Origin of the sequence: Prochlorococcus marinus CUG1415 (assembly GCF_017696015.1) — a bacterium.
Classification (GTDB): domain Bacteria; phylum Cyanobacteriota; class Cyanobacteriia; order PCC-6307; family Cyanobiaceae; genus Prochlorococcus_A; species Prochlorococcus_A marinus_AE.
In genome coordinates, this window is record NZ_JAAORL010000001.1 from 767,816 (window position 1) to 788,046 (window position 20,231).

Consider the following 20,231-nt stretch of genomic DNA (forward strand, 5'->3'; position numbering starts at 1 on the left):
ATTTAATTTAAATCTGAATCATAAAGATTATAAACTCAACTTCTCTTTATTCTTCATGATGTTTTATATTAAAAAATTATTCCTTATATTTAATGCAGCCTCATAGCCTAAAGCTATCTCCAGAATCTGATTTGATAAATTCAATTAAAGAATATTCTTTATCGAATAATTTATACGGGTATGTTTCTGGAGTAGTTGGTAATCTTAGAGCAGTTTGTATTCAATGCCCAGGAAATCAAGAGATAAATAAATTCGAGGGAAATCTAGAGATAGTTTCCTTAAATGGACATTTTAATAAAGGAGATGTTCATTTACATTTGAGTTTTGCAGATGAGGGATGTAATGTCTTTGGCGGGCATCTTGAGGAGGGATGTATTGTAAAAAAAGGTACTGATATATTATTAGTATCTTTTGAACAAAAAATTATTAATATCTCAAGTAATGATTTATTAAAAAATGAATCACGTGTAAAAGCATATATTTTAAAGGATTGTCCTTGGTCTAAAAGAGCAATTAGGTTGCTTAATTCTTTATCTATCCCTCATGAAGTTACTTTAATAGATAATGATGATAGCTTTCGAAAAATAATGTCTCAAAGTAGTCATAATACTTTCCCTCAAATATTTTTGGATAATAAATTTTTTGGAGGATATGATGAACTTTCAGAACAAGCAAAATTCGATAACTTAAGTTCATTTAAGTAATCTAAATTTTTTAACTATCACGATTAGTAAGTTTTTCAGCAACTAATTCTTCCTCTAACTGCTTTATTAACCTTGATACAAGACTTTGAAATTCTGGTTGACAGCCTTTAAATGCAGCTTTATGTCTTATTGGCTCATTTCTAGTTCTTAAATCAGTAAGCATTAACTGTAATGCGTCAATTTTGGGATTTATTTTCATGTTTTTATTTTATATATTTACATCTTTTAAATCATTTGCATAGCTTTTTTAAAAGATATTTTTTTATTATCATTTGAACTCGTTACTTCTACTATTTTATTTATGCAATCTTTGTTTTTTAAAGATTCTATACAACATTTTGCTACTAATCTTCTTGGTATAGATCCATTGGTTTGAGTATCCTCCTTTGAATAATTTATATTTTCTAATTTAATATCTTCATTTTCCTTTAATCCGCCAGGCCTAATAATAGTCCATTCGAAACTTGAATTTATGAGAAAATTTTCACCTATTTTCTTCCAAATCAGAATCAATCCAAACAAGTTTAATGGGTGAAATAATTTCCCAGTACAAAGTGAACTAACTAAGATAACCCTCTTAATCCCAACTCTTTTGCAACTCTCTAATTGTCTGAATACTCCTAAAGCATCAACCTTTGCGGGACCAGTTAAATCTATAGATGCTCTCGCACCAGTAGCAATTACCAAAGCATCAATATCTTTTAAAGCTTTATCTAGTTCTTCTTTGTTGTCTAATGAAACTCTAATTGTTTCTAAACTCTCTAGCCCTTCTGAAACTTTTGAATTCTTTCTAATAATTTGCCTAACTTTATACCCTTTTTTAATGGCCTCTTCGGCAATTCTAAAACCTGTTTTCCCAGATGCACCAGTAATTGCAATTTTCATGATTTAAAAACTAATTTAATAATTATATTAATTTTTTAGGGCTTTTTACATATAAATTTCTTTTTTCTTTTGGGATAAAGTTTACGACATAAATAACATTTTGTTCCATCACAACCTCTTGCGGTGCAATATTCTCTTCCATAGAAGATTATTTGCAAATGTAAGGTATTCCATTCATTAATAGGAAAGATTTTTTTTAGGTCTTTTTCCGTTTGAATTACACTATCTCCATTCGATAGACCCCATCTTTGTGACAACCTGTGTATGTGGGTATCAACGGGGAATGAGGGGATATTAAAAACTTGGGACATTACGACTGATGCTGTTTTATGCCCCACCCCTGGAAGAGATTCAAGCTTTTCAAAAGAATCTGGGACTTCACCTTTATGCTTCTCAATCAATAGTTTAGATAGGTTATAGATGTTCTTTGATTTTTGATTAGATAGACCTAAATATTTTATGTATTCATATATGCCAGTTATACCTAGCTCTACCATCTTTATTGGATTATCTGCAACCTTAAATAAGCTCTTTGTTAATTCATTAACTTTCTTATCTGTTGATTGAGCACTTAAAACTACAGCTACAAGAAGTGTATAGGCACTTGTATGATCTAGAGGGATTGGAGGCGATGGATATAGCTCCTTAAGTTCTTGTCGTATTATTTCTGCTCTTTCAGCCTTTCTCATTAAATTTGATAGAATAACCGGTGTATAAAATTATACAAGAGATATTTTAGATGCATATTTTCTGCTAATTTAAAATATTTAAAATAGAAAGGTTTTGTGAAAAATGATGCTTTAATAATTGATGATCTGCATCATAAATATAATAAACAAGAATATTCAAAATGGATATTAAATGAAATTAACCTAAAAATTAAAAATGGTGAATTGTTGGGTCTGCTTGGTCCTTCTGGGTGTGGGAAGACTACTCTTTTGAGGTTGATTGCAGGGTTTGAATACCCTTGTAAAGGAAGTATTTCTTTAAATGATATGGAAATTTCAACTAGAAAAAGAATTCTTAGTCCAGAGAAAAGAAATATTGGGATGGTTTTTCAGGATTATGCACTTTTTCCTCACTTAACTGTTTTTGAAAATGCAATGTTTGGTTTGAAAAACAAAAAAGATAGATCTAGAGTTGACTACTTATTAAATGTTGTAGGTCTTGATGGTTTTGTTGGAAGGTACCCACATGAATTGTCTGGAGGTCAAAAACAAAGACTTGCAATTGTAAGGGCTCTTGCTCCAGGTACAAATTTTATTTTATTAGATGAACCTTTTTGTAGTCTTGATATGCATGTCAAGCTTAAATTGAGAAGTGAACTCCCAAATATTCTAAGAGGCTGTGATGCCAGTGGATTAATGGTTACTCATGATCCTGAAGAGGCGATGTCAATTTGCGATAAAGTTGCCGTTATGAATGAAGGTAAAATACACCAAATTGATACTCCAATTAATCTTCTAAATAATCCCAAGACTATTTTTGTTAGTAGTTTTATATTGGGAAATAATATTCTTAATCTCAAAAAAAATGGAAATTCATATTTTTCTTGTTTAGGTGAAATAAATAGTTCAGGGTCATTAAAGAATACAAATATTAAAAGCATGTCAATTTCTCCTAAATTTATTTCAATTAAAAGATCTAAATCTGGTAATGCAATTGTAATATCTAAAGAATTTCTTGGTGAATTTCTTATCTATAAAGTATCTATTAATAACGATATATTGAGGGTCAGAACTAATATTAATACTCTTCTAAATAATGGTGATAAATGTTCTATTTCTATTAATAAAAATAGTTATTATTTTTTATATCCTGGGGCACATAAGGTATATATCTAAACTCTTTTATAGGCAATTACACTTCCCCCCCTTCCAATTAGAGCATTTTTTCTTTTTACATTTCTTTTTTTTACTTATATATATTTTATTAGTTAAAAGTAGCTCAGAAAAATCGTACTCTAAATTCATTTATAATATTGCTATTGATATTCATTATCATATTATTTAATTTAATTTAAAGGATTAATTAATTACTAATTTATACAATATGTTGTATTATTTATATAGTTCATATTTTGAATAATGAATGAAAATAATTTAAAAACAAAGAAATTAATTAATTTTGGCCCTTCTGGGAGAGCTATTGCACAACCAATGGACAATAGCTTATTGGATAATTTTTTTGATCATCTAACAATGGAAAGATTTGCTAACGTTCAATATTTTTCTATTTACCTCTGGTTTCAAGAGAGAGATTTAAATGGATTTGCCTCTCATTTTCTCAGTGAATCACAAGGTGAAATGGAACATGCTCAGAAATTTGCAGATTACTTAATTGCTAGAGGACAATCTGTCAAACTTAATGAACTTCCTGAACCAGTTCAAACATGGGATTCAATAGAGGATTTAATTTCTTATTCTTTCAATATGGAGTCTGATTTAACCTCCTCTCTACAACAACTTTATTCGATTGCTGAAAGAACTTCAGATACAAGGACCAACGTATTTTTAGATCCTATTATTGATGCTCAAACAAAATCCGAAGATGAATTTGCAAACATACTTGGGAAAGTTAAATTTGCATGTAATCAACCCTCAGCAATCTTATTGATAGATAGTGATTTAGAGAAAAAATAAATTACTTTCAAATTTATTTTCATTTAATGTCCTTTTGGTTTTTTCTACAAGTAATTTTGAAAAATTGATTTTCTCATTATTTTCTTTATTTAAGAGCTCAGCTATTTTGTGAATCTCATTAACTCTTTTATGAATATTTTTGTTTTCGGAAAATAACCTTTCTTTCAATCCTTTATTATAAGTCGTTTTGAATGATTGCTTTATATTTCTGAGTCTATTCGACAATACATCTACTTCTATTAACAGATTGTTAGTTATTGATTGTGATTCCTTCATGTTTCTATAACAGTGATGATTCAATAAAAGAAGGCGCAACACTTACTGTTTGGGTGCCAATTGGAGCTATTAATAACTCAGATGATCTTAATTTAGAAATTAATCTCGTTGATGTGACGCGTGTTGAACCTATTAATTCTCCTATCCTTTCATGAGTCAACCTAAAAGGTAGCTCACACCATTGACCACATCTTCTTCCTAAACGATTTACTAGTATTGAAAATAAAGCTTGTAATCTTTGTTCTGCATTCCCCAAGTGTCTAATTCTGAGAAGTTGCAAAGTCCATTCATTTACTGCATCGAAACCAATATTCTCATCAATATTTACATTGCTATGAAAAGATAAATCTGTTAATGCTTCAACGCAGACACCCTCGCTACATAAAAGGTCTGTTCTTAATTGATCACCTGATTGTAAAAAGGCAAGAGTCATTCCTTCAGTTTCTTCGCAAGGACAATAAACTCTAGCAATTCCACTTTCAACTTCTAGGCATGTGCCTTTCGGCCTTGATGTTGGATCTATTAGAACAGATTGTCCAGTTATTATTCGTACTGATTTTGATGGGAACTCTCCATAAGAATGGAAATTCATTTAATAAAATATGATAATGAGAATTATTATCAATTATGCATTAGAAAATTATTTATTGCAATAGATTCTCATTATCAACATGTTTTTTGTGTTTTTTCTTTACATATGTTTTAAAGATTATAATTTAAATAGAATTCTTAAAAATTTTATTTAGTAATGAGCGGAAATAGAGTTTGTTTTAATTGTGGAAGTTCTTCATTCGTTTCAGATCGATCTTTAGGAGGTAAGATAATTTGCTCTAAATGTGGATCTTCTTCTTTTAGAATAGAATCCTCTTCATTTTTTAAGAATAAAAAATTAATTTTCCTTGCTATTGGTATTGTTATTTTTTTGATTATTATTTAGGCAATCTGTTGATAGTCCAAAATCCATTATTTTTAATCACTTCTACATCAATACCATATAACTTATTAAGATTTTCACTTTTTATAATCTTATTTTGATCCCCCTCAGCTAATACCTCGCCATTTTTTAGCATTATGATTCGGTCATAAATTGATGTTATCATTGAGATTTCATGAGTTACGCATAAAATTTTGGTATTTAATTTTGATAATTCATTAATCTTATCAATTATAAAAAACTTTGATTTATAATCTAGATTTGCAGTTGGCTCATCTAAGATTAATATATCTGGTTTTTTAATTAACGCTCTGGCAATGAGAGAAATTTGTTTTTCTCCATCTGATAAATATGAAAAATATTTTTTAGATAAACTTGTTATATTCATATTTTTCATAATACTTTCAACTTTATAATGGTCGCTTTTAGATTTAGTTGATACATAACAATATCTTCCATATAGTCCACTTAAAATTAAATCGAAAACTTGTAGATTTGGATTTATTCTATCTTTAATATCATTATTAACAGTACTTATTCTTTGTCTTAGTTCCCATAAATTTATAACTTCTTTGTTGAATATTTTTAGTATCGAATCATTAGCCACTACTGGGTATATGTTTCTATTAATTACTTCTATTAATGATGATTTACCTGAACCATTTGGTCCGATTAATATTACGTTCTCTGAAAATGATATCTTTAAATTTAAATCTTTGATTACTCTAATACCGTTCTTATAACAATTTATATTTTTTGCTTCAAACCAAAATTTATTAACCACTAAAACTTATTGCTCCAAAATATAATTAATTGAATTGAGCTTAAAATAAATATAAAAAGATAAAGCCAATTCAACCATGAAGGTCTATTTACTTTCTTCATAAATTATATGATTAACATAAGATTATATGATTAACATGAGAATTAGTAGTGGAGCAACAAATCTTGTAAATGTTTTTCTAATAATATCTATATTATTGATAACTTCCAACCTCTTTATCTCTGGTGGATATTTCAATATGAATTTGTCGTATACAGAAAGATTCTCAGTTTTATTAATATTTTTCCATGGGTTATCTTTATCTTCAGACTTTTTATACCATTTCCAAAAGTAATTTATTATTCTATCTTCTCCTAATAATTTTATTTCATCTTTGTTAATAAAACCCAAATTGTTATTAAATGTTTGTGTCTTTAAAATTATATAATCCTCATCAAATATTTTATAAAAAATCTTTCTTTGAGTCTCTTTAAATAATATTAGGTTATTAAGTAGTTTATTTTTTAAAAATTTCCTGTAGTGTCTTACTATTACTCTTGCTTTATTATTTCCTAGTGGAATATGATCTAAAACTTGTAAATATCGTGATACAGAAGGATCTCCTTTATAAATTAATATCCTTCCAGGTGGCATGAATTTTATTCTGATAAATTCTTTTTTAGGGTCATTCTTATAGAAATAAATACTTTCAATGTATTTAGGAGTAACATTAATTTTCTGATTAAAACTAACAAGTACGTTTTTATTAACATCTTTATCAGGAATTGTGTCTCCGTGAACCCAAAAAAGATGAAGTATATCTAAGTGATTTTCAATTATCCTTGACCAATCACATTTGAAGTCAACTAATACCTCCTCAGAGACATAATCCTCATATGAAAAACCATTATTAGATAATTCGTAGTTACTTATAGGTGAATCTTCAATTATATTTTTTAGATCAGTCTCAGATTTTTTAGAAAAATGTACAAATATATATTCATCTTTTTCTAATGCTTTGTATTGAGATAAATGTATTCTTTTGGCATAGTTATCATAGTTATTATCTACTATGTGACTACAAGTTATTCGGTCTAGATTTTGGCAACTTCCCCCTGAAGAGAATTCAGCGCCATGATATGGACATGTTATTACACCATTTGATAATGTTCCTCCAAAGAAGGAGGCACCTCTGTGCGGACAAATATTCTTAATACATCTTACATTTTCATTCTTATCTCTATAAATTATAAGAGGCTCATCATAGAGTGAGAAATAATGTAGTGTATTTTTTTTAAGTTCTTTTGAAGGACAAATTGCATACCAACCAAATAAACCTACATTTAATTTCTTTTGTGTTTCTCTTATATCAAAGGAGTCAATTTCAACTGCTGATACTTTTTTAAATGGCTTATTAACTGTATTTAAGTCTTTAGATTTAAAAAAATTAATTTGTCTGTTTTCCATAAATTAATTTCTTTTTTTAATTTACTACTTATCTTTTCAGACTATAACTCAAGTAAATAATGAATTTCTCTTAAAAATAAAATTCTCTATTATTTGTAGCAATAATTATATCGATATTAAATAAATAATGAGTTCGGGGGATATTTATGTATCTTTATTTCGGTTTTATTGTATATTTTGTAATTCTTTCAAATTTTTTATGTAATCAATTGCATCATCTATATTGTTGTGGAAATTACACTGGCCAAGATAACAACCTATAAATCTTAAGAACTTTCTCTTTCCACCACTAATTTCATATTTATGTATTGTTCCTCCCTCTATAGGAGCATATATTAATTCTGGTAATGCCATATTTTGTTTTTAATTCTTAAATTAAACAATAATTCAAGTGCAAATACATTTCCATAGCTCAAGTCATATTTTTAATAATTAATTTACTTGTTTTTTCATAAATTTTTATTAAATTCCTAAAAAGTATTTGGTATTTATTGATTATGGATAAGAATTTTTAATTATGCAAAAAGCTTTTAGGCGTATTTTTTTTTAATAATAAAAGAACTCACACTTTAAGATATTAATTTAGATAGTTTCTCACTTCAAAAATAAGAAATACCTTTTTTCATAATATTAAGATTATTGATTTCTATAATTTTTTATAAATAAATAATCAGTTATGTTTTTTAAATATAAATTATAGTAAATTTTAAATTTATGAAAATTATGATAAAAAGAATTTTTACGATCTTTTTTTTAACTTTGTGCTTTGTCTTTTTTAAGCCAGTTTACTCTTTAGATATTTCTTCTAAAACTCTTGAACAATATACTAAAAAGATTTCTAATAAATTCACTAGAACTTACTGCAATACTTCCAAATTTGGGATCTCTTATGAAGGGGCTTTGGCATTCGCGATTGGAGAAACTAATAAGGAATTTAAAAATAATAAACTCAATAACCTAATAGACTATTCTCTACTAAAAAATTCAATAGTTGATGGTTTAGAAAATAATTGCCAAATTTATGATTTTCCTATTAGTAGTTTAGAAAAATTAGAATTTGATTAGAAATATGAAATTGTTAAAGTGTTATTTTCTTCCTATCCAATCATTAGGTTTCTCCAGCATCCACTCGAAAACTCCCTTAGCATCAAGGTTTTTTGATGTATAAACAAACAATATTGGAAATAATAAAATTACTACTCCAATAACTGCTAACTCTATTTTACCTATACCCATTTCTTTTATAGTTAAGGCGAAATAATTAATCATTACCTTATAGAATTGAAGTTTGCTTAATACTTAATTTATAAAATATTATTTACTCATTCTTCTATTGATAAAATATCTTAATCGTTTATTGTGAAAGTTTTTTGTATAAAGTACCTATTTTTTCTAATCACACTTTTTAATAGTTTAAATATATAGATGAATGTTAATTTAATGCCTATTAATTCTGAAATTATAATTTTCACTCCATTCTTTTTAGTATTGATTGGATTTACAGTTTTTACGATTTTAAGGAAAAGAAAGAGATCAGCTAAAAGTATTTATAAATTAATAGATGATTTAGAAAAAAAATACATATATTAATAGTTTTTTAGAAGGAAAAAGATTAATCAAATTCTATACCGACTTCTTCTTTTAAATCCCTATCCAAATCTGGAAGATGGGGTTCAACCCAATGCTCTTTGTTATCAATACCAGCTGCATTTACATAGTTCATAATATGTTGATCTACTTGTTTATAAAGATCATGCAAATTTATATCCATACGAATATCATGAGCAATTTCAGATACTTGTTTTTCAGTTAAACAATGATTTGGATGAAGAAAATCACAGCAAGGAATTCTCTTCTCGATCAATTCATTTAAATTGATTTTTATTTCGTAATCTTGATGAACAGTCATAGATTTTATAGCTTTGTTTTGATTCTAATTATGGTTTAGTTTTTGTATATCTTTAGTTAAGAAATAAAGTTCTTAGATATTAGTTCTAAGATATTATTTTAGTAATTTAAATAAATAAATCTTCCAAGTCTTTATACAAATCATCATTTTCTTTTGAGTTTTCTAAAGGGTAATCATAATCTAGTGAAAGTTCTTTTTTTGAAGTATAAAAAAGATATCCAAGTGCACCAAGAAGTAAGGCTGTCGGTAAAACCATCAGTATTTAATTGACTTATTTTGAATATAGTGCAACACTAATTACAGTCAAGTGCTGAACTTTATTCGTTTTTAAATGCCTACAAAGAAAAAAAGAGTTGGTTTTATACCAAGAGAAGATGTTATGAAAATAATTGATAAATTGAGCACAGAGAATAATTTAAGTAATTCAAAAATAATAAGTATTTTAGTAGAGGAAGCACTTTCCGTAAGAGGAATATTTAACAAAATAACGGGCAAAGTAACTCAATCATATCTTGATATTAATGACTCTTCAGGGAGTGAAACATTTAAAATCAGTGCTAACTCAGGTAATCATAATAATTCTAGTAAAACAACCCTTTTAAGGCAAGCAAATCAGGATTCTTTTGACTTGCAAACTTATAAAAAGTTCTTATCATTCCTTAAATTCCAGGAAATGATGGACAAATACAATACTCGATAAGCATTGTTAAGTGCTGCACTGTGCGGTAAAATGTATTTGTATGTATTTTGGTAGCTTTACTAATTAGAAATTATTTATTACCATTTCAAAACCCTGAAATTATTAATTTGATATGAAATCATCTTTCCCAATTTTATCTGCAAATCTTCTCCCTCCAGAAAAGTTATATTGCAACTTTAGTTATTGGAGTTCATTGTTTTCTCAGGACATGCAGATTTTGTGGGAGAGGGCCCATGGGGTCCCTTTAGAAAGACTCCCTAAAGGTGTTTCTGATATGATTTTTCCCTATTTATTACTAGCACTATCTGACTATAAGACTTCACAAATAAATAAAATGAATGGAATTGGATTAGACAATCTATTAAGCCTTTGGTTTGATAAGTACTTGTTGAATAAAAATGGTTACTTCGAACTAATAAAAAAATAATTTTTATAATTAATTCTCTATATCTCACATAAGATTTCTATTTTGATATTTGTTGTTTATAAAAGCCTTTTTAGTGATTCTTTTAGAATTGATACATCAAAAATCCTACTATAAATAAATTAAATGCATTAACGATGATTATTTAAATTTCTTTTAATAATGAAATCCATCAATTTATCTTTTTTGAGAAATTATTTTCATTTGTTTATTTTGTTGACTTTTATTGTTGCTCAGATAATAATTACTTAACTAAATTTTTTAACTTTGAATATTCTTTCAGATACTTTTGATGATTTTGTTGACGATCTAATTTCTTCGGATGCTCATTTATTGAAAGGTGAACTTGATTTTTTACTTATGCAACATTTATTTAATTCAATTGATTTAAAGTGTATTAAAACAAATGAATTTGGAGATAACGATTCATTAGCGGCTTAATTTTTTTATGAAATTTTTATATGATAAGATTTGGGTTCCTATATTTGGTTATATTTTATCTAAATTTGTTTTTTTAATAGAAGGTAATAAGCAAGATTCTAAAAATAAAAAAGAAAAACATTAATTACTTTTTGGCTTAATAAAGTGTCTTTATATACATAATTAAAGTCAAATTATTTTGATAACAACAAAAGATATACTTTTTATTTATAAACATATGCATTTTTGAGATATATACTGATTGCTTTTTAGCTTATTAAAAATGAACAAAAATAATACCTTGAAGCCATATACCGTTCATTATCGTAACTTTCAAAATATTAGATTAGAAAATTGTTTTTATGCTTCTGATGCTTACGAAGCTAGAACACTAGCAATGGAATTGAATAAATATATTAATGAACATCCAAACAGTATAGACCTAATAAGATGCGAAGAATGAATAAATTTTTTAATTAATTTAAAATAATAATCTTTTTAAACACTTAAGAAGTTATCAATAACTGCTTGACTCAACTCACTAGTATTTCCGCTAGCAACAATACCTCCGCGTTGCATCGCATAATATCTATTGGCTTGTCTTACAAAATGTAAGTGTTGTTCAACTAATAAAACACCAATTCCTCTCTCTTTAATTATCTGATTGATTGCATTTTCAATGTCTAAAACTATATTCGGCTGAATACCTTCCGTTGGTTCGTCAAGTAATAGAAGTTGAGGTTTGCCTAGCAATGCTCTTGCAATAGCTAGTTGCTGTTGTTGTCCTCCACTAAGATCCCCTCCTTTCCTTTGAAGAAAATCTTTTAGGATTGGGAAGAGTTCATAAATAAATGGATCTATTTTCTTGTTCTTAGATAACCCCCCTTGCAGAGACTCCATTCCTAACATAAGATTCTCTTCAACTGATAGATAAGGAATAATTTCTCTCCCTTGAGGAACGTAAGCCATCCCTTTTCTAGCCCTCTGATGAGGTGCTTTTCTATTGATATTTTCGCCAATCAGATAAATATCACCTTTTTTGTTTTTTATTAAACCAATAAGTGATTTCAATAAAGTTGTTTTGCCAACTCCATTTCTTCCAATCAAACAAACCATTTCTCCTGATTGAACATTTAAATCTACATCTCTAAGAATATGACTCTCACCATAATATGTATTTAATGATTTAACTTCCAGTAAATTTTCCATAACTAATCCTCAGGCCTTCCTAGATAAACGTCAATAACTTTTTGGTCCTTTTGTATAGTTTCCATTGTCCCCTCGCATAATACTGTTCCCTGATTTAATACTGAAACATTACTATCAAGTCTTCTAATAAATTCCATATCGTGATCTATTACAACTACAGTATTTTCTCCTGATAATGATTTTAATAAATCAGCCGTTAGATCAGTCTCTTCATCAGTTAAGCCAGCAACCGGTTCATCTACAAGCATTAAGTCTGGCTTCTGTCCTACTAACATGGCTATTTCAAGCCATTGTTTTTGGCCATGAGACAAAGAACCAGCTTTTGAATTGACTCTTTGAGATAAATTAACTATTTTCATAAGACGTTCTATCTCATCAAGCTGCTCATTTTTAATCTTTTTATTTATGAGGTTTAAGGGACTTTTAGGAGTTGTTACAGATATTTCAAGATTTTCTTTAACCGTTAGATTTTCAAAGATTCTTGGACTTTGAAACTTTCTACCTACTCCAAGTCGAGCAATCTTATGCTCCTTTCGACCTATTAATGATTTTCCTTTGAAAATCACTTCGCCATTTGTTGGTTTAACTTTTCCAGTTATTACATCAAGGAATGTTGTTTTACCGGCGCCATTGGGTCCAATTACAGCTCTTAATTCTCCTTTAAGTAAATTCAAATTAAGCTTGTTCAGTGCTAAAAAACCTTCAAAACTAACAGTAATATCAATTAAATTTAGGAGAGATTTATTATTCATTAATTTTCCTCCTTATTATTAACTTCCAAGCTTGGATAGGTTTCAATTTTTCTTTTAAAACCAAATCTTTGAAGAAGATTTCTAGGACCATCTCCTTTAATCCATCCTAAAACGCCTTCTGGCAAAGCTGTTACAACTAAAATAAACAATCCTCCTTGGATAAACATCCAACTAGCAGGTAAAGCTTCGCTCACTAGACTTTTTGCATAGTTAATGAAAACCGCTCCTAATATTGCTCCCAATAAAGTTCCTCTACCTCCAACTGCAACCCAAATAACCATTTCTATTGAAAAGGGAACAGTCATGAATTGAGGTGATACTATTCCAGATTGAACAGTATATAAAGCTCCCGAAATTCCTGCAAGACCTCCAGCAATTGAAAATATTATTGTCTTGAATATTACTGGATTGTATCCTGTAAACCTTACTCTTGGTTCGTCATCACGTATTCCTATAAGAATATTGCCAAATCTTCCTTTGACTACCCACTTTGAAAAAAACCATGCGGCTATTACTAGTATTGCTGTTATCCAAAAAAATAAACGTTGAATAGATTCAGATCCCACCATTTGTCCAAATAGTTGTGTTACATCAGTTTTTAATCCATTTGTCCCATTAATTAGTTTTTGTTGACCATTAAATAAATTAAAGAATACTAGTAGTGCCGCTTGAGTTAGTATTGAAAAATATACTCCTTTTATCCTATTCCTAAAGACTAGAAATCCTAACATCCCTGCAATTAAAGCAGGGACTAACCAAATTGCAATCAAAGTAAATAATGGAGATTTGAAAGGTTCCCAGAAAAAAGGTAAATTATTTACCCCATATAAGGCAAAAAATTCTGGAATATTATTTGGAAATTCAGAAGAGCTGGTAATCTGTAAATACATTGCTGCACAGTATCCTCCAAGAGCAAAAAATATACCCTGACCAAGACTTAGTAAACCAGTAAACCCCCAAATAAGATCTACTCCTAATGCTACTATTGCCAATGATAAATATCTTCCAAGAAGATTCAATCTAAAAACAGGCAATATTGTTGGGGCCGCTATTATTACTGCAATCAATATTATCCATATTGATAGGGTTGTTATTTTTTTAAGATTTAATCTATTTAAAATCATCAGTTTTCAACCATCCTGCCTTTTTGAGGAAATAAACCTGTTGGCTTGAATTGTAGGAAAATAACTATTAGGGTAAAAATCATAACTCTTGCCATACTTGTAGTTGCAAAAAAATCAATAGTAGTAGCTAAAGGTAAAGGCATTTCTGGCCATATAGTTAAAAGTCTCCCAGCTCCAATTAAATCTGTCATTATACCAATCCCAAACGAAGCGATAATTGTACCCAACAAGTTACCTACCCCCCCTAAAACCACCACCATAAAACAACCCACAATGTAGTTGCCTCCTACATTTGGACCTACTGAACCCAGAAGGGAAACAGCAACACCTGCAACTCCAGCCAAGCCAGATCCTATACCAAAAGTTAATATATCAACTTTTTCTGTTGATATACCTAAGCAATCACTCATTTGTCTGTTTTGTGTAACTGCTCTTATTCTTAAACCCCAAGCACTTTGATTTAAAAATAACGTTATTGCAATTACCGATATCAGAGTAATTAATATGATTATTAATCTGGTCTTAGGAAAATTAGTACCTAAAATTTCTATTTGACCTCTCATCCAGGCGGGTGCTGTTACATCTACATTTCTAGAATCTGGTCTACTTAATCTGCTAATTGATGAAGAGATCCAACTTGCAGTTAAAACTCCAGAGAAGGCAGAAAAAATCCATGCGCTTAGATTATAATATTTAACATTTATGGAATCTTTTATTTTTAATGGAAATAATGTTGGTATAAACAATGCTAAAACAAGACTTAGAATTAAACCAGCACCATACGCTAGAGGCACGCTTCTTACGAATTGTTGAAGAATTAAACTAACTCCCCAAGTTGCTAACAAAGTTTCTAATGGACTACCATATAATTTTCTTATTATGGTCTTCTCTAGAATTATTCCAACTACACCACTTACTATAAATGCAAGGAAAATAGAGATTATTAAATAGCTATTGTAATAAGGTTTTAACAAAGGAAGTTTGAAAACTAACTGAGTAACATAAGTGGTGTAAGCACCTACCATCATCAATTCTCCATGAGCTAAATTGATCACTCCCATTAGGCCAAATACAATTGCAAGACCTAAAGCTGCGACCAAGAGGACTGAACCTATCGCTACTCCGTTAAAAAGAATATCAAGAAGTAATTCCAATTTTTTATAGAAATTATTTTAAAGAATAAAAGAAGAGGAGGCTATCGCCTCCTCTTTGATTTGAGAAGAATAAGTTTAAAATAAATTAAAGCTTATATTTCTCTCCTTTTTTTGGATCTGTCCAATCACAAGCATAACCTTTAGAGCTTGGGTGTTTTTGGTTCCATGCTTGAGGTGTAACTACTCCTGTTTCTTCAAGAATAGTAAATCCACCTTCTGCATTGATTTCCCCAATTCTTACTGTTTGGGATAAGTGATGATTTGGCATGACTTCAACAGGTCCTTGAGGAGCATCAAATTTTTGACCTATTAATGCTTCCCTTACTGCGTTGTCGTCGAATGTTCCGGCTTCTTCAACTGCTTGTTTCCATAGGTAAACCATGTTGTATGCGGATTCTTGTGGATCTGCAACAACACGATCTGAACCCCATCTCTTCTTAAAGCTCTTAGCAAACTTTTTAGATGCAGCAGAATCAATAGACATCATATAATTCCATGCACCATAATGACCCTCAAGGAATTCAGGACCGATTGATTGAATTTCTTCTTCTGCTATGGAATAGTTCATCACATAGTAACCATTAGATGGAGTAATGCCCGCATCTTGAATTTGTTTGAAGAATGCAACGTTTTGGTCACCATTAAGTGTATTAATAATTATTCCACCATCTGGAAGAGCTTTACTGATTTTTGAGATGATTGGAGCTACTTCAGTATTTCCTAATGGAAGATAATCTTCTCCAACAACTTTTCCACCCAATTGTTTTACTTGGGCTTTTGTAATTGTGTTTGAAGTTCTTGGGAAAACATAGTCAGATCCAACTAAGAAGAAATCACCACCAGCTGCAGGTGATCTTAAGTACATGAAATCTGTGGCAGGTTCTGACTGTTGGTTTGGTGTGGCTCCTGTATAGAAAATGTTATTAGAGCATTCCTGAGCTTCGTATTGAATTGGGTAATAAAGGAATGCATCCTTTGATTCGTATACTGGTAACATTGCTTTTCTACTCGCAGATGTCCAACCACCAAATACGACAGGAACACCGTCTTGGTCTATAAGTTTCTTGGATTTTTCAGCAAAAGTTGGCCAATCAGATGCTCCATCTTCAACTATGTAGTCGATTTTGTAGCTTTTGCCATTTACTACTACACCGCCAGCAGCATTAATTTCTTCAATAGCCATTATTTCAGTATCAACAAGTGTCTTTTCTGAAATTGCCATAGTACCAGTTAAGGAATGCAAAATTCCAACTGTTTTTACATCATCGAAGGATCCGGATGTGTCTGAACCTCCTCCGCAGGAAGTGACTGTAACGGCTAGTGAGGCAGTAGCTAAACCTGCCAAAATACGCCTTGAAATTCTCATGAATTCGTTTAAATTAGGTAAGTGACCCTCATTAAGGGGATAAAGTAAAATTATTAACGAGTGGCGAATCCTTTTGTATCAGTCGTAACTTTTTGTTGAATCCAATATATAAAAAATAATTATTTTTCTAGTTTCGATTGTTGGGGATATGTGATTCTAAAAATTGAGTTATTTCTTCAACTCCTTTGCCGGTACTTAGGTTGGTAAAAAACCAAGGTTTCCCTTTTCTCATGAATTCCGTATCACTTTTCATAATTTTTAAATCTGCACCAACCATATCTGCTAAGTCAATTTTATTTATTAATAATAAGTCTGACCTTGTTATCCCTGGCCCTCCTTTTCTAGGGATTTTGTCTCCAGCAGATACATCAATCACATAAATTGATAAATCTACAAGTTCTGGACTAAAACTAGATGCTAAATTATCACCTCCACTTTCTACAAAAATAAAATCTAAAGGATTATATTTATTTTCTAAATCTAAAACTGCATTTTTATTTAAGGAACAATCCTCTCTGATCGCTGTATGAGGACAACCTCCTGTTTCTACACCAATAATCCTTCCTTCCTCTAAAACTTTTTTATTTATAAGAAAGTTAGCATCTTCTTTGGTGTAGATATCATTGGTGACAACTGCTATCTCATAATTCTTTTTCAGGCTTAAGCATAGAGTCTCTACTAATGCAGTTTTTCCAGAACCTACAGGCCCAGCAACTCCAACTCTCAATTTACTGCTCATAAATTAATTTCTAAAAAGTTTTGTATATAGGTCATTATGATTTTGTTGTGCCATAGCTAAACCTACATTGCCAAAATAGATGTCATCAATTTCTTTGTCCATAATTTCTCTAGAAACTTTTGAAATTATTGCTAATAAGTCTCGCTGAATTAATTGTGCTTTTGTTGAACCAATAGGAATAATCCTTAATGCTGCACTTAGTTGATTTGCACTCCACGCGTAAAAATAATTCTCAACCATTTCTAACTTAGTAATTTCAAAACAATAACAAGCCCAACTCCACGCTAAAGGCCAAGAGCTTTTACTATCTTTTTTATATAGATATTCAAATCCAAATTCTTTGGTTAAATCAAAGAGAGATTTTGCCATTTGCGTTTGTTGTTCTCTAATTTCGACAGAGTCCTTTGATGAGAGGATCCACTTATCAAAACTCAATAGCTTTTGCAAATTACTTTTTAAATTTTTATCGTTTTCTATTTCTTTGAAAATATCAAAAAATTCTAGTAAGAGTTTTGCATCTAGTCTGATCTGGCCAAATTTAAGTTCACTTATGATTAATTCTTTTACCGAATTTGAGTCTTTTAAGTTTTTATTATGAAGATAACTCTCCATTCCCTCGGAATAACAAAATCCACCAACTGGTAAATTAGGGCTTATTAATAAATATTTTAATAAGTGACTTTTACTCATGACTATGGGCACCTCTTTCAGGAAAAAATTTTTTCTGGGTATTTACGATATCAACATTAAAATTTTTAAGCATATTTTCAATAACGTAATCACTTTTTGTTAGAAGAATATCTTTTTCAATTTCTACTTCTACGTGCCTATTCCCTAGATGATAAGCAGTTTTAATAAGTTCAATTTTAGATTTTGAACTTATTTCAATTAAATTTTCTGTTTTGGCAATTATCTCTACATAAAAATTGGATTCATTCGTTGAAAGAATATCTCCATCATTTAATTTTCTCTCTCTAGGTAATTGTAAAATTATTTCTTGATCACAGTCAGTTAATCTTTTACCTCGTAAGATTCTTCTTTCCTCTGAACTTAAGGTAAGTTTTAGAAATGAACCTCCTCGAGGTTTTTCCTTAATCCAATCAGTTACAACTATTTGTTTATTCATTCTCATAATCAAAATTTTTGGTTACTTTAATTTAGTAATTAAAGAAAATAATTTATGATAAAAACTTCATGGGAAGGTAATTGTTTCTTAAATTTTTTCAATAATAATCCAAGTTTAGGAAATGTTGGTAAAACAATCTTTAAATCTAAATCAACTTCTCCTTATAAGTTATTAAAGTCTACTCATGATCAGGAAGGTAGATGTATTTTACCTGTTCTTCATACTGCAGGGGGATTGGTTGGAGGAGATTTATTGGGGTTTGAAGTAAATCTGGAAAAAAACTCTAAAGTATTGTTGACTACTTCTTCCGCTCAGAAAGTATATGGATCAGTTGGAATATCTAAAATTAATCCGAAGGGAAGTTTTTCAAAGCAAAAAAATCTCATAAACATTCTTGAGAATTCTCATTTGGAATATCTCCCTCAAGAAACAATTATTTTTTCAAATGGTTTATATGATCAAAAGTTTAAAGTATCTATTTCAGAAACTTCAAGTTTTTTATTTACTGATTTAATAAGACTTGGAAGATCTTCTTCTGGAGAATCTATTGAAAATGGAGTTTTTAGGTCAAAATTAGAAATTTTGAGAAATAATGATTTATATGATGATTGGGAATATGTTGATCAAATTGAATTATCTAAATCAAGTTATGAAGCTAAGTCAGGCATGGATTACATGCCCGTTTTCGGATCCTTAATTTGGATTTGCAAAAAAGATTTTCCCAAATCAAAAATTAATAATTTAGTGGAAAAAATAAAAAAGATTTTCAATGAATGTGATAATAATTTATCTATTGGAATTCTTGAGAATGGAATCTCTGTAAGATTCCTCGGGAGTTCTTCTCAAGATGCTAGGAAATGTTTTTTTTGTATTTGGAAACAAATAAGGTCTGTTTGTGGATTTTGTGAGCCAAAATATCAAGGTGTATGGCCTTTACAAGATTCTATGAATTATTAATTATGTTCAGAGAGAACTTTTTTTAAGATTTTATAGATTAATTTTTTATTATGCATCTTTCACCTCAAGAAAAGGATAAATTATTGATTTTTTCAGCTGCTCTCTTAGCTGAAAGAAGACTTAATCGAGGCTTGAAGTTGAATTATCCTGAAACAATTGCTTTTTTAAGTTTTCAAGTTCTTGAGGGAGCTAGAGATGGTAAAAGTGTTAGTCAATTAATGTCAGAGGGGACTACTTGGCTTTCTAAATCACAAGTTATGGAGGGCATTCCTGAAATGGTTGATGAAGTTCAAATAGAAGCAGTTTTTCCTGATGGGACTAAATTAGTTACTATTCACAATCCGATTAATTAGTTATGAGTAATTTAATCCCTGGAGAAATAACTCCTGAACAAGGTGAAATCGAATTAAATCTTGGTAAGGAAGTTAAAACTGTAACAGTTTCGAATTCTGGAGATAGACCTGTGCAAGTTGGATCTCATTATCATTTTTTTGAAGCTAATAAGGCCTTAATTTTTGATCGTGATTTAACATTTGGCATGCGTCTTGACATTCCCGCAGGTACAGCAATTAGATTTGAACCTGGAGATACAACTGATGTCAAATTAGTTTCATATTCAGGTTTAAGAAATGCGTATGGTTTTAATTCATTAGTTAACGGTTCTTTAGACACCTAAAATT

The 20,231-nt window shown here is 29.6% G+C and carries 31 protein-coding genes; 12 read left to right on the top strand and 19 right to left on the bottom strand.

The annotated features are described in order from the left end of the window. Positions 1–92 precede the first annotated feature (92 nt). Positions 93–704 (top strand): PCC domain-containing protein, encoded by a 612-nt coding sequence (locus tag HA143_RS04360; RefSeq protein ID WP_209083404.1) that lies wholly within the window; start codon positions 93–95, stop codon positions 702–704. Between the two features lie 10 nt (positions 705–714). On the opposite strand, the gene HA143_RS04365 is transcribed toward HA143_RS04360, so the two are convergent. From HA143_RS04365 to nth, 3 genes are read right to left on the bottom strand one after another with little or no spacing between them, the layout of a single operon-like run. Next, positions 715–903: a hypothetical protein gene (locus tag HA143_RS04365; RefSeq protein ID WP_025923092.1), complete on the bottom strand. Its 189-nt coding sequence runs from the start codon at positions 901–903 to the stop codon at positions 715–717. 26 nt (positions 904–929) lie between these two features. Next, positions 930–1,589 carry an SDR family oxidoreductase gene (locus tag HA143_RS04370; RefSeq protein ID WP_209083405.1) on the bottom strand — a complete coding sequence of 220 codons (660 nt, stop codon included), beginning with the start codon at positions 1,587–1,589 and terminating at the stop codon, positions 930–932. Positions 1,590–1,624: 35 nt separating this feature from the next. Next, positions 1,625–2,278 carry an endonuclease III gene (gene nth / locus HA143_RS04375; protein ID WP_209083406.1) on the bottom strand — a complete coding sequence of 218 codons (654 nt, stop codon included), beginning with the start codon at positions 2,276–2,278 and terminating at the stop codon, positions 1,625–1,627. A 96-nt stretch (positions 2,279–2,374) separates the two neighbouring features. On the opposite strand from nth, the gene HA143_RS04380 reads away from it, so the two are divergent. Together HA143_RS04380 and HA143_RS04385 are read left to right on the top strand one after the other, a co-directional pair. Next, a complete protein-coding gene (locus HA143_RS04380; RefSeq protein ID WP_209083407.1) occupies positions 2,375–3,433 on the top strand; it encodes an ABC transporter ATP-binding protein in 1,059 nt (352 codons plus the stop codon). Between the two features lie 243 nt (positions 3,434–3,676). Beyond that, complete coding sequence (locus tag HA143_RS04385) at positions 3,677–4,231, top strand: ferritin (protein WP_209083408.1); 555 nt, start codon at positions 3,677–3,679, stop codon at positions 4,229–4,231. Here the strand turns inward: HA143_RS04385 and HA143_RS04390 are convergent. Together HA143_RS04390 and HA143_RS04395 are read right to left on the bottom strand one after the other, a co-directional pair. Next, positions 4,217–4,507: a hypothetical protein gene (locus tag HA143_RS04390; protein ID WP_209083409.1), complete on the bottom strand. Its 291-nt coding sequence runs from the start codon at positions 4,505–4,507 to the stop codon at positions 4,217–4,219. The two genes, HA143_RS04385 and HA143_RS04390, sit on opposite strands and share 15 nt — an antisense overlap. Positions 4,508–4,511: 4 nt before the next feature. Next, positions 4,512–5,099 (bottom strand): Crp/Fnr family transcriptional regulator, encoded by a 588-nt coding sequence (locus tag HA143_RS04395; RefSeq protein WP_209083410.1) that lies wholly within the window; start codon positions 5,097–5,099, stop codon positions 4,512–4,514. Between the two features lie 156 nt (positions 5,100–5,255). Between HA143_RS04395 and HA143_RS04400 the strand changes: the two genes are divergently transcribed. After that, complete coding sequence (locus tag HA143_RS04400) at positions 5,256–5,444, top strand: hypothetical protein (RefSeq protein ID WP_209083411.1); 189 nt, start codon at positions 5,256–5,258, stop codon at positions 5,442–5,444. On the opposite strand, the gene HA143_RS04405 is transcribed toward HA143_RS04400, so the two are convergent. The 3 genes from HA143_RS04405 to HA143_RS04415 form a co-directional block, all read right to left on the bottom strand. Beyond that, positions 5,437–6,225, bottom strand: coding sequence for an ABC transporter ATP-binding protein (locus tag HA143_RS04405; RefSeq protein ID WP_209083412.1), 789 nt, complete (start codon positions 6,223–6,225; stop codon positions 5,437–5,439). The genes HA143_RS04400 and HA143_RS04405 overlap by 8 nt on opposite strands. Positions 6,226–6,348: 123 nt before the next feature. Beyond that, positions 6,349–7,671: a Rieske 2Fe-2S domain-containing protein gene (locus HA143_RS04410; protein ID WP_209083413.1), complete on the bottom strand. Its 1,323-nt coding sequence runs from the start codon at positions 7,669–7,671 to the stop codon at positions 6,349–6,351. Between the two features lie 165 nt (positions 7,672–7,836). Beyond that, positions 7,837–8,025 carry a hypothetical protein gene (locus HA143_RS04415; protein WP_209083414.1) on the bottom strand — a complete coding sequence of 63 codons (189 nt, stop codon included), beginning with the start codon at positions 8,023–8,025 and terminating at the stop codon, positions 7,837–7,839. A 369-nt stretch (positions 8,026–8,394) separates the two neighbouring features. Between HA143_RS04415 and HA143_RS04420 the strand changes: the two genes are divergently transcribed. After that, on the top strand, positions 8,395–8,736 hold the full coding sequence (locus tag HA143_RS04420; RefSeq protein WP_209083415.1) for an RNA-binding protein: 342 nt from the start codon (positions 8,395–8,397) through the stop codon (positions 8,734–8,736). A 21-nt stretch (positions 8,737–8,757) separates the two neighbouring features. On the opposite strand, the gene HA143_RS04425 is transcribed toward HA143_RS04420, so the two are convergent. The 3 genes from HA143_RS04425 to HA143_RS04435 form a co-directional block, all read right to left on the bottom strand. Then, positions 8,758–8,940: a hypothetical protein gene (locus tag HA143_RS04425; RefSeq protein WP_209083416.1), complete on the bottom strand. Its 183-nt coding sequence runs from the start codon at positions 8,938–8,940 to the stop codon at positions 8,758–8,760. Between the two features lie 343 nt (positions 8,941–9,283). Beyond that, entirely contained in the window at positions 9,284–9,580 is a 297-nt protein-coding gene (locus tag HA143_RS04430) for a hypothetical protein (RefSeq protein ID WP_209083417.1), read from the bottom strand. Positions 9,581–9,686: 106 nt separating this feature from the next. Beyond that, entirely contained in the window at positions 9,687–9,836 is a 150-nt protein-coding gene (locus tag HA143_RS04435) for a hypothetical protein (protein WP_209083418.1), read from the bottom strand. 75 nt (positions 9,837–9,911) lie between these two features. Here HA143_RS04435 and HA143_RS04440 point away from each other — a divergent pair, with 75 nt between their 5' ends. The 4 genes from HA143_RS04440 (at position 9,912) to HA143_RS04455 (ending at position 11,587) form a co-directional block, all read left to right on the top strand. After that, positions 9,912–10,280: a hypothetical protein gene (locus HA143_RS04440; RefSeq protein WP_209083419.1), complete on the top strand. Its 369-nt coding sequence runs from the start codon at positions 9,912–9,914 to the stop codon at positions 10,278–10,280. Positions 10,281–10,392: 112 nt separating this feature from the next. Then, positions 10,393–10,707, top strand: coding sequence for a hypothetical protein (locus HA143_RS04445; RefSeq protein WP_209083420.1), 315 nt, complete (start codon positions 10,393–10,395; stop codon positions 10,705–10,707). Between the two features lie 264 nt (positions 10,708–10,971). Beyond that, positions 10,972–11,145 (top strand): hypothetical protein, encoded by a 174-nt coding sequence (locus HA143_RS04450; RefSeq protein ID WP_209083421.1) that lies wholly within the window; start codon positions 10,972–10,974, stop codon positions 11,143–11,145. Positions 11,146–11,407: 262 nt separating this feature from the next. Further along, complete coding sequence (locus HA143_RS04455; protein ID WP_209083422.1) at positions 11,408–11,587, top strand: hypothetical protein; 180 nt, start codon at positions 11,408–11,410, stop codon at positions 11,585–11,587. 35 nt (positions 11,588–11,622) lie between these two features. Here the strand turns inward: HA143_RS04455 and urtE are convergent, their stop codons facing one another. The 8 genes from urtE to ureE all read right to left on the bottom strand — a co-directional run bounded on the left by urtE (position 11,623) and on the right by ureE (position 18,600). Next, positions 11,623–12,333: an urea ABC transporter ATP-binding subunit UrtE gene (urtE, locus tag HA143_RS04460; RefSeq protein ID WP_209083423.1), complete on the bottom strand. Its 711-nt coding sequence runs from the start codon at positions 12,331–12,333 to the stop codon at positions 11,623–11,625. A 2-nt stretch (positions 12,334–12,335) separates the two neighbouring features. Next, entirely contained in the window at positions 12,336–13,085 is a 750-nt protein-coding gene (gene urtD / locus HA143_RS04465) for an urea ABC transporter ATP-binding protein UrtD (protein ID WP_209083424.1), read from the bottom strand. Next, on the bottom strand, positions 13,085–14,209 hold the full coding sequence (urtC, locus tag HA143_RS04470) for an urea ABC transporter permease subunit UrtC (RefSeq protein WP_209083425.1): 1,125 nt from the start codon (positions 14,207–14,209) through the stop codon (positions 13,085–13,087). Before urtC ends, urtD begins: the two co-directional genes overlap by 1 nt. Then, on the bottom strand, positions 14,209–15,363 hold the full coding sequence (locus HA143_RS04475) for an ABC transporter permease subunit (RefSeq protein WP_209083426.1): 1,155 nt from the start codon (positions 15,361–15,363) through the stop codon (positions 14,209–14,211). Before HA143_RS04475 ends, urtC begins: the two co-directional genes overlap by 1 nt. An 85-nt stretch (positions 15,364–15,448) precedes the next feature. Continuing rightward, a complete protein-coding gene (gene urtA, locus HA143_RS04480) occupies positions 15,449–16,729 on the bottom strand; it encodes an urea ABC transporter substrate-binding protein (protein WP_209083427.1) in 1,281 nt (426 codons plus the stop codon). A 127-nt stretch (positions 16,730–16,856) separates the two neighbouring features. Then, positions 16,857–17,468 carry an urease accessory protein UreG gene (gene ureG, locus HA143_RS04485; protein ID WP_209083428.1) on the bottom strand — a complete coding sequence of 204 codons (612 nt, stop codon included), beginning with the start codon at positions 17,466–17,468 and terminating at the stop codon, positions 16,857–16,859. Between the two features lie 3 nt (positions 17,469–17,471). Continuing rightward, a complete protein-coding gene (locus tag HA143_RS04490; RefSeq protein WP_209083429.1) occupies positions 17,472–18,158 on the bottom strand; it encodes an urease accessory protein UreF in 687 nt (228 codons plus the stop codon). Then, entirely contained in the window at positions 18,151–18,600 is a 450-nt protein-coding gene (ureE, locus tag HA143_RS04495) for an urease accessory protein UreE (protein WP_209083430.1), read from the bottom strand. Before ureE ends, HA143_RS04490 begins: the two co-directional genes overlap by 8 nt. A 48-nt stretch (positions 18,601–18,648) precedes the next feature. Here ureE and HA143_RS04500 point away from each other — a divergent pair, with 48 nt between their 5' ends. From HA143_RS04500 to HA143_RS04510, 3 genes are read left to right on the top strand one after another with little or no spacing between them, the layout of a single operon-like run. Then, complete coding sequence (locus HA143_RS04500; RefSeq protein WP_209083431.1) at positions 18,649–19,551, top strand: urease accessory protein UreD; 903 nt, start codon at positions 18,649–18,651, stop codon at positions 19,549–19,551. A gap of 50 nt (positions 19,552–19,601) precedes the next feature. Next, positions 19,602–19,904 (top strand): urease subunit gamma, encoded by a 303-nt coding sequence (locus HA143_RS04505; protein ID WP_025924424.1) that lies wholly within the window; start codon positions 19,602–19,604, stop codon positions 19,902–19,904. A 2-nt stretch (positions 19,905–19,906) separates the two neighbouring features. Then, positions 19,907–20,227, top strand: coding sequence for an urease subunit beta (locus HA143_RS04510; RefSeq protein WP_209083432.1), 321 nt, complete (start codon positions 19,907–19,909; stop codon positions 20,225–20,227). Positions 20,228–20,231 lie beyond the last annotated feature (4 nt).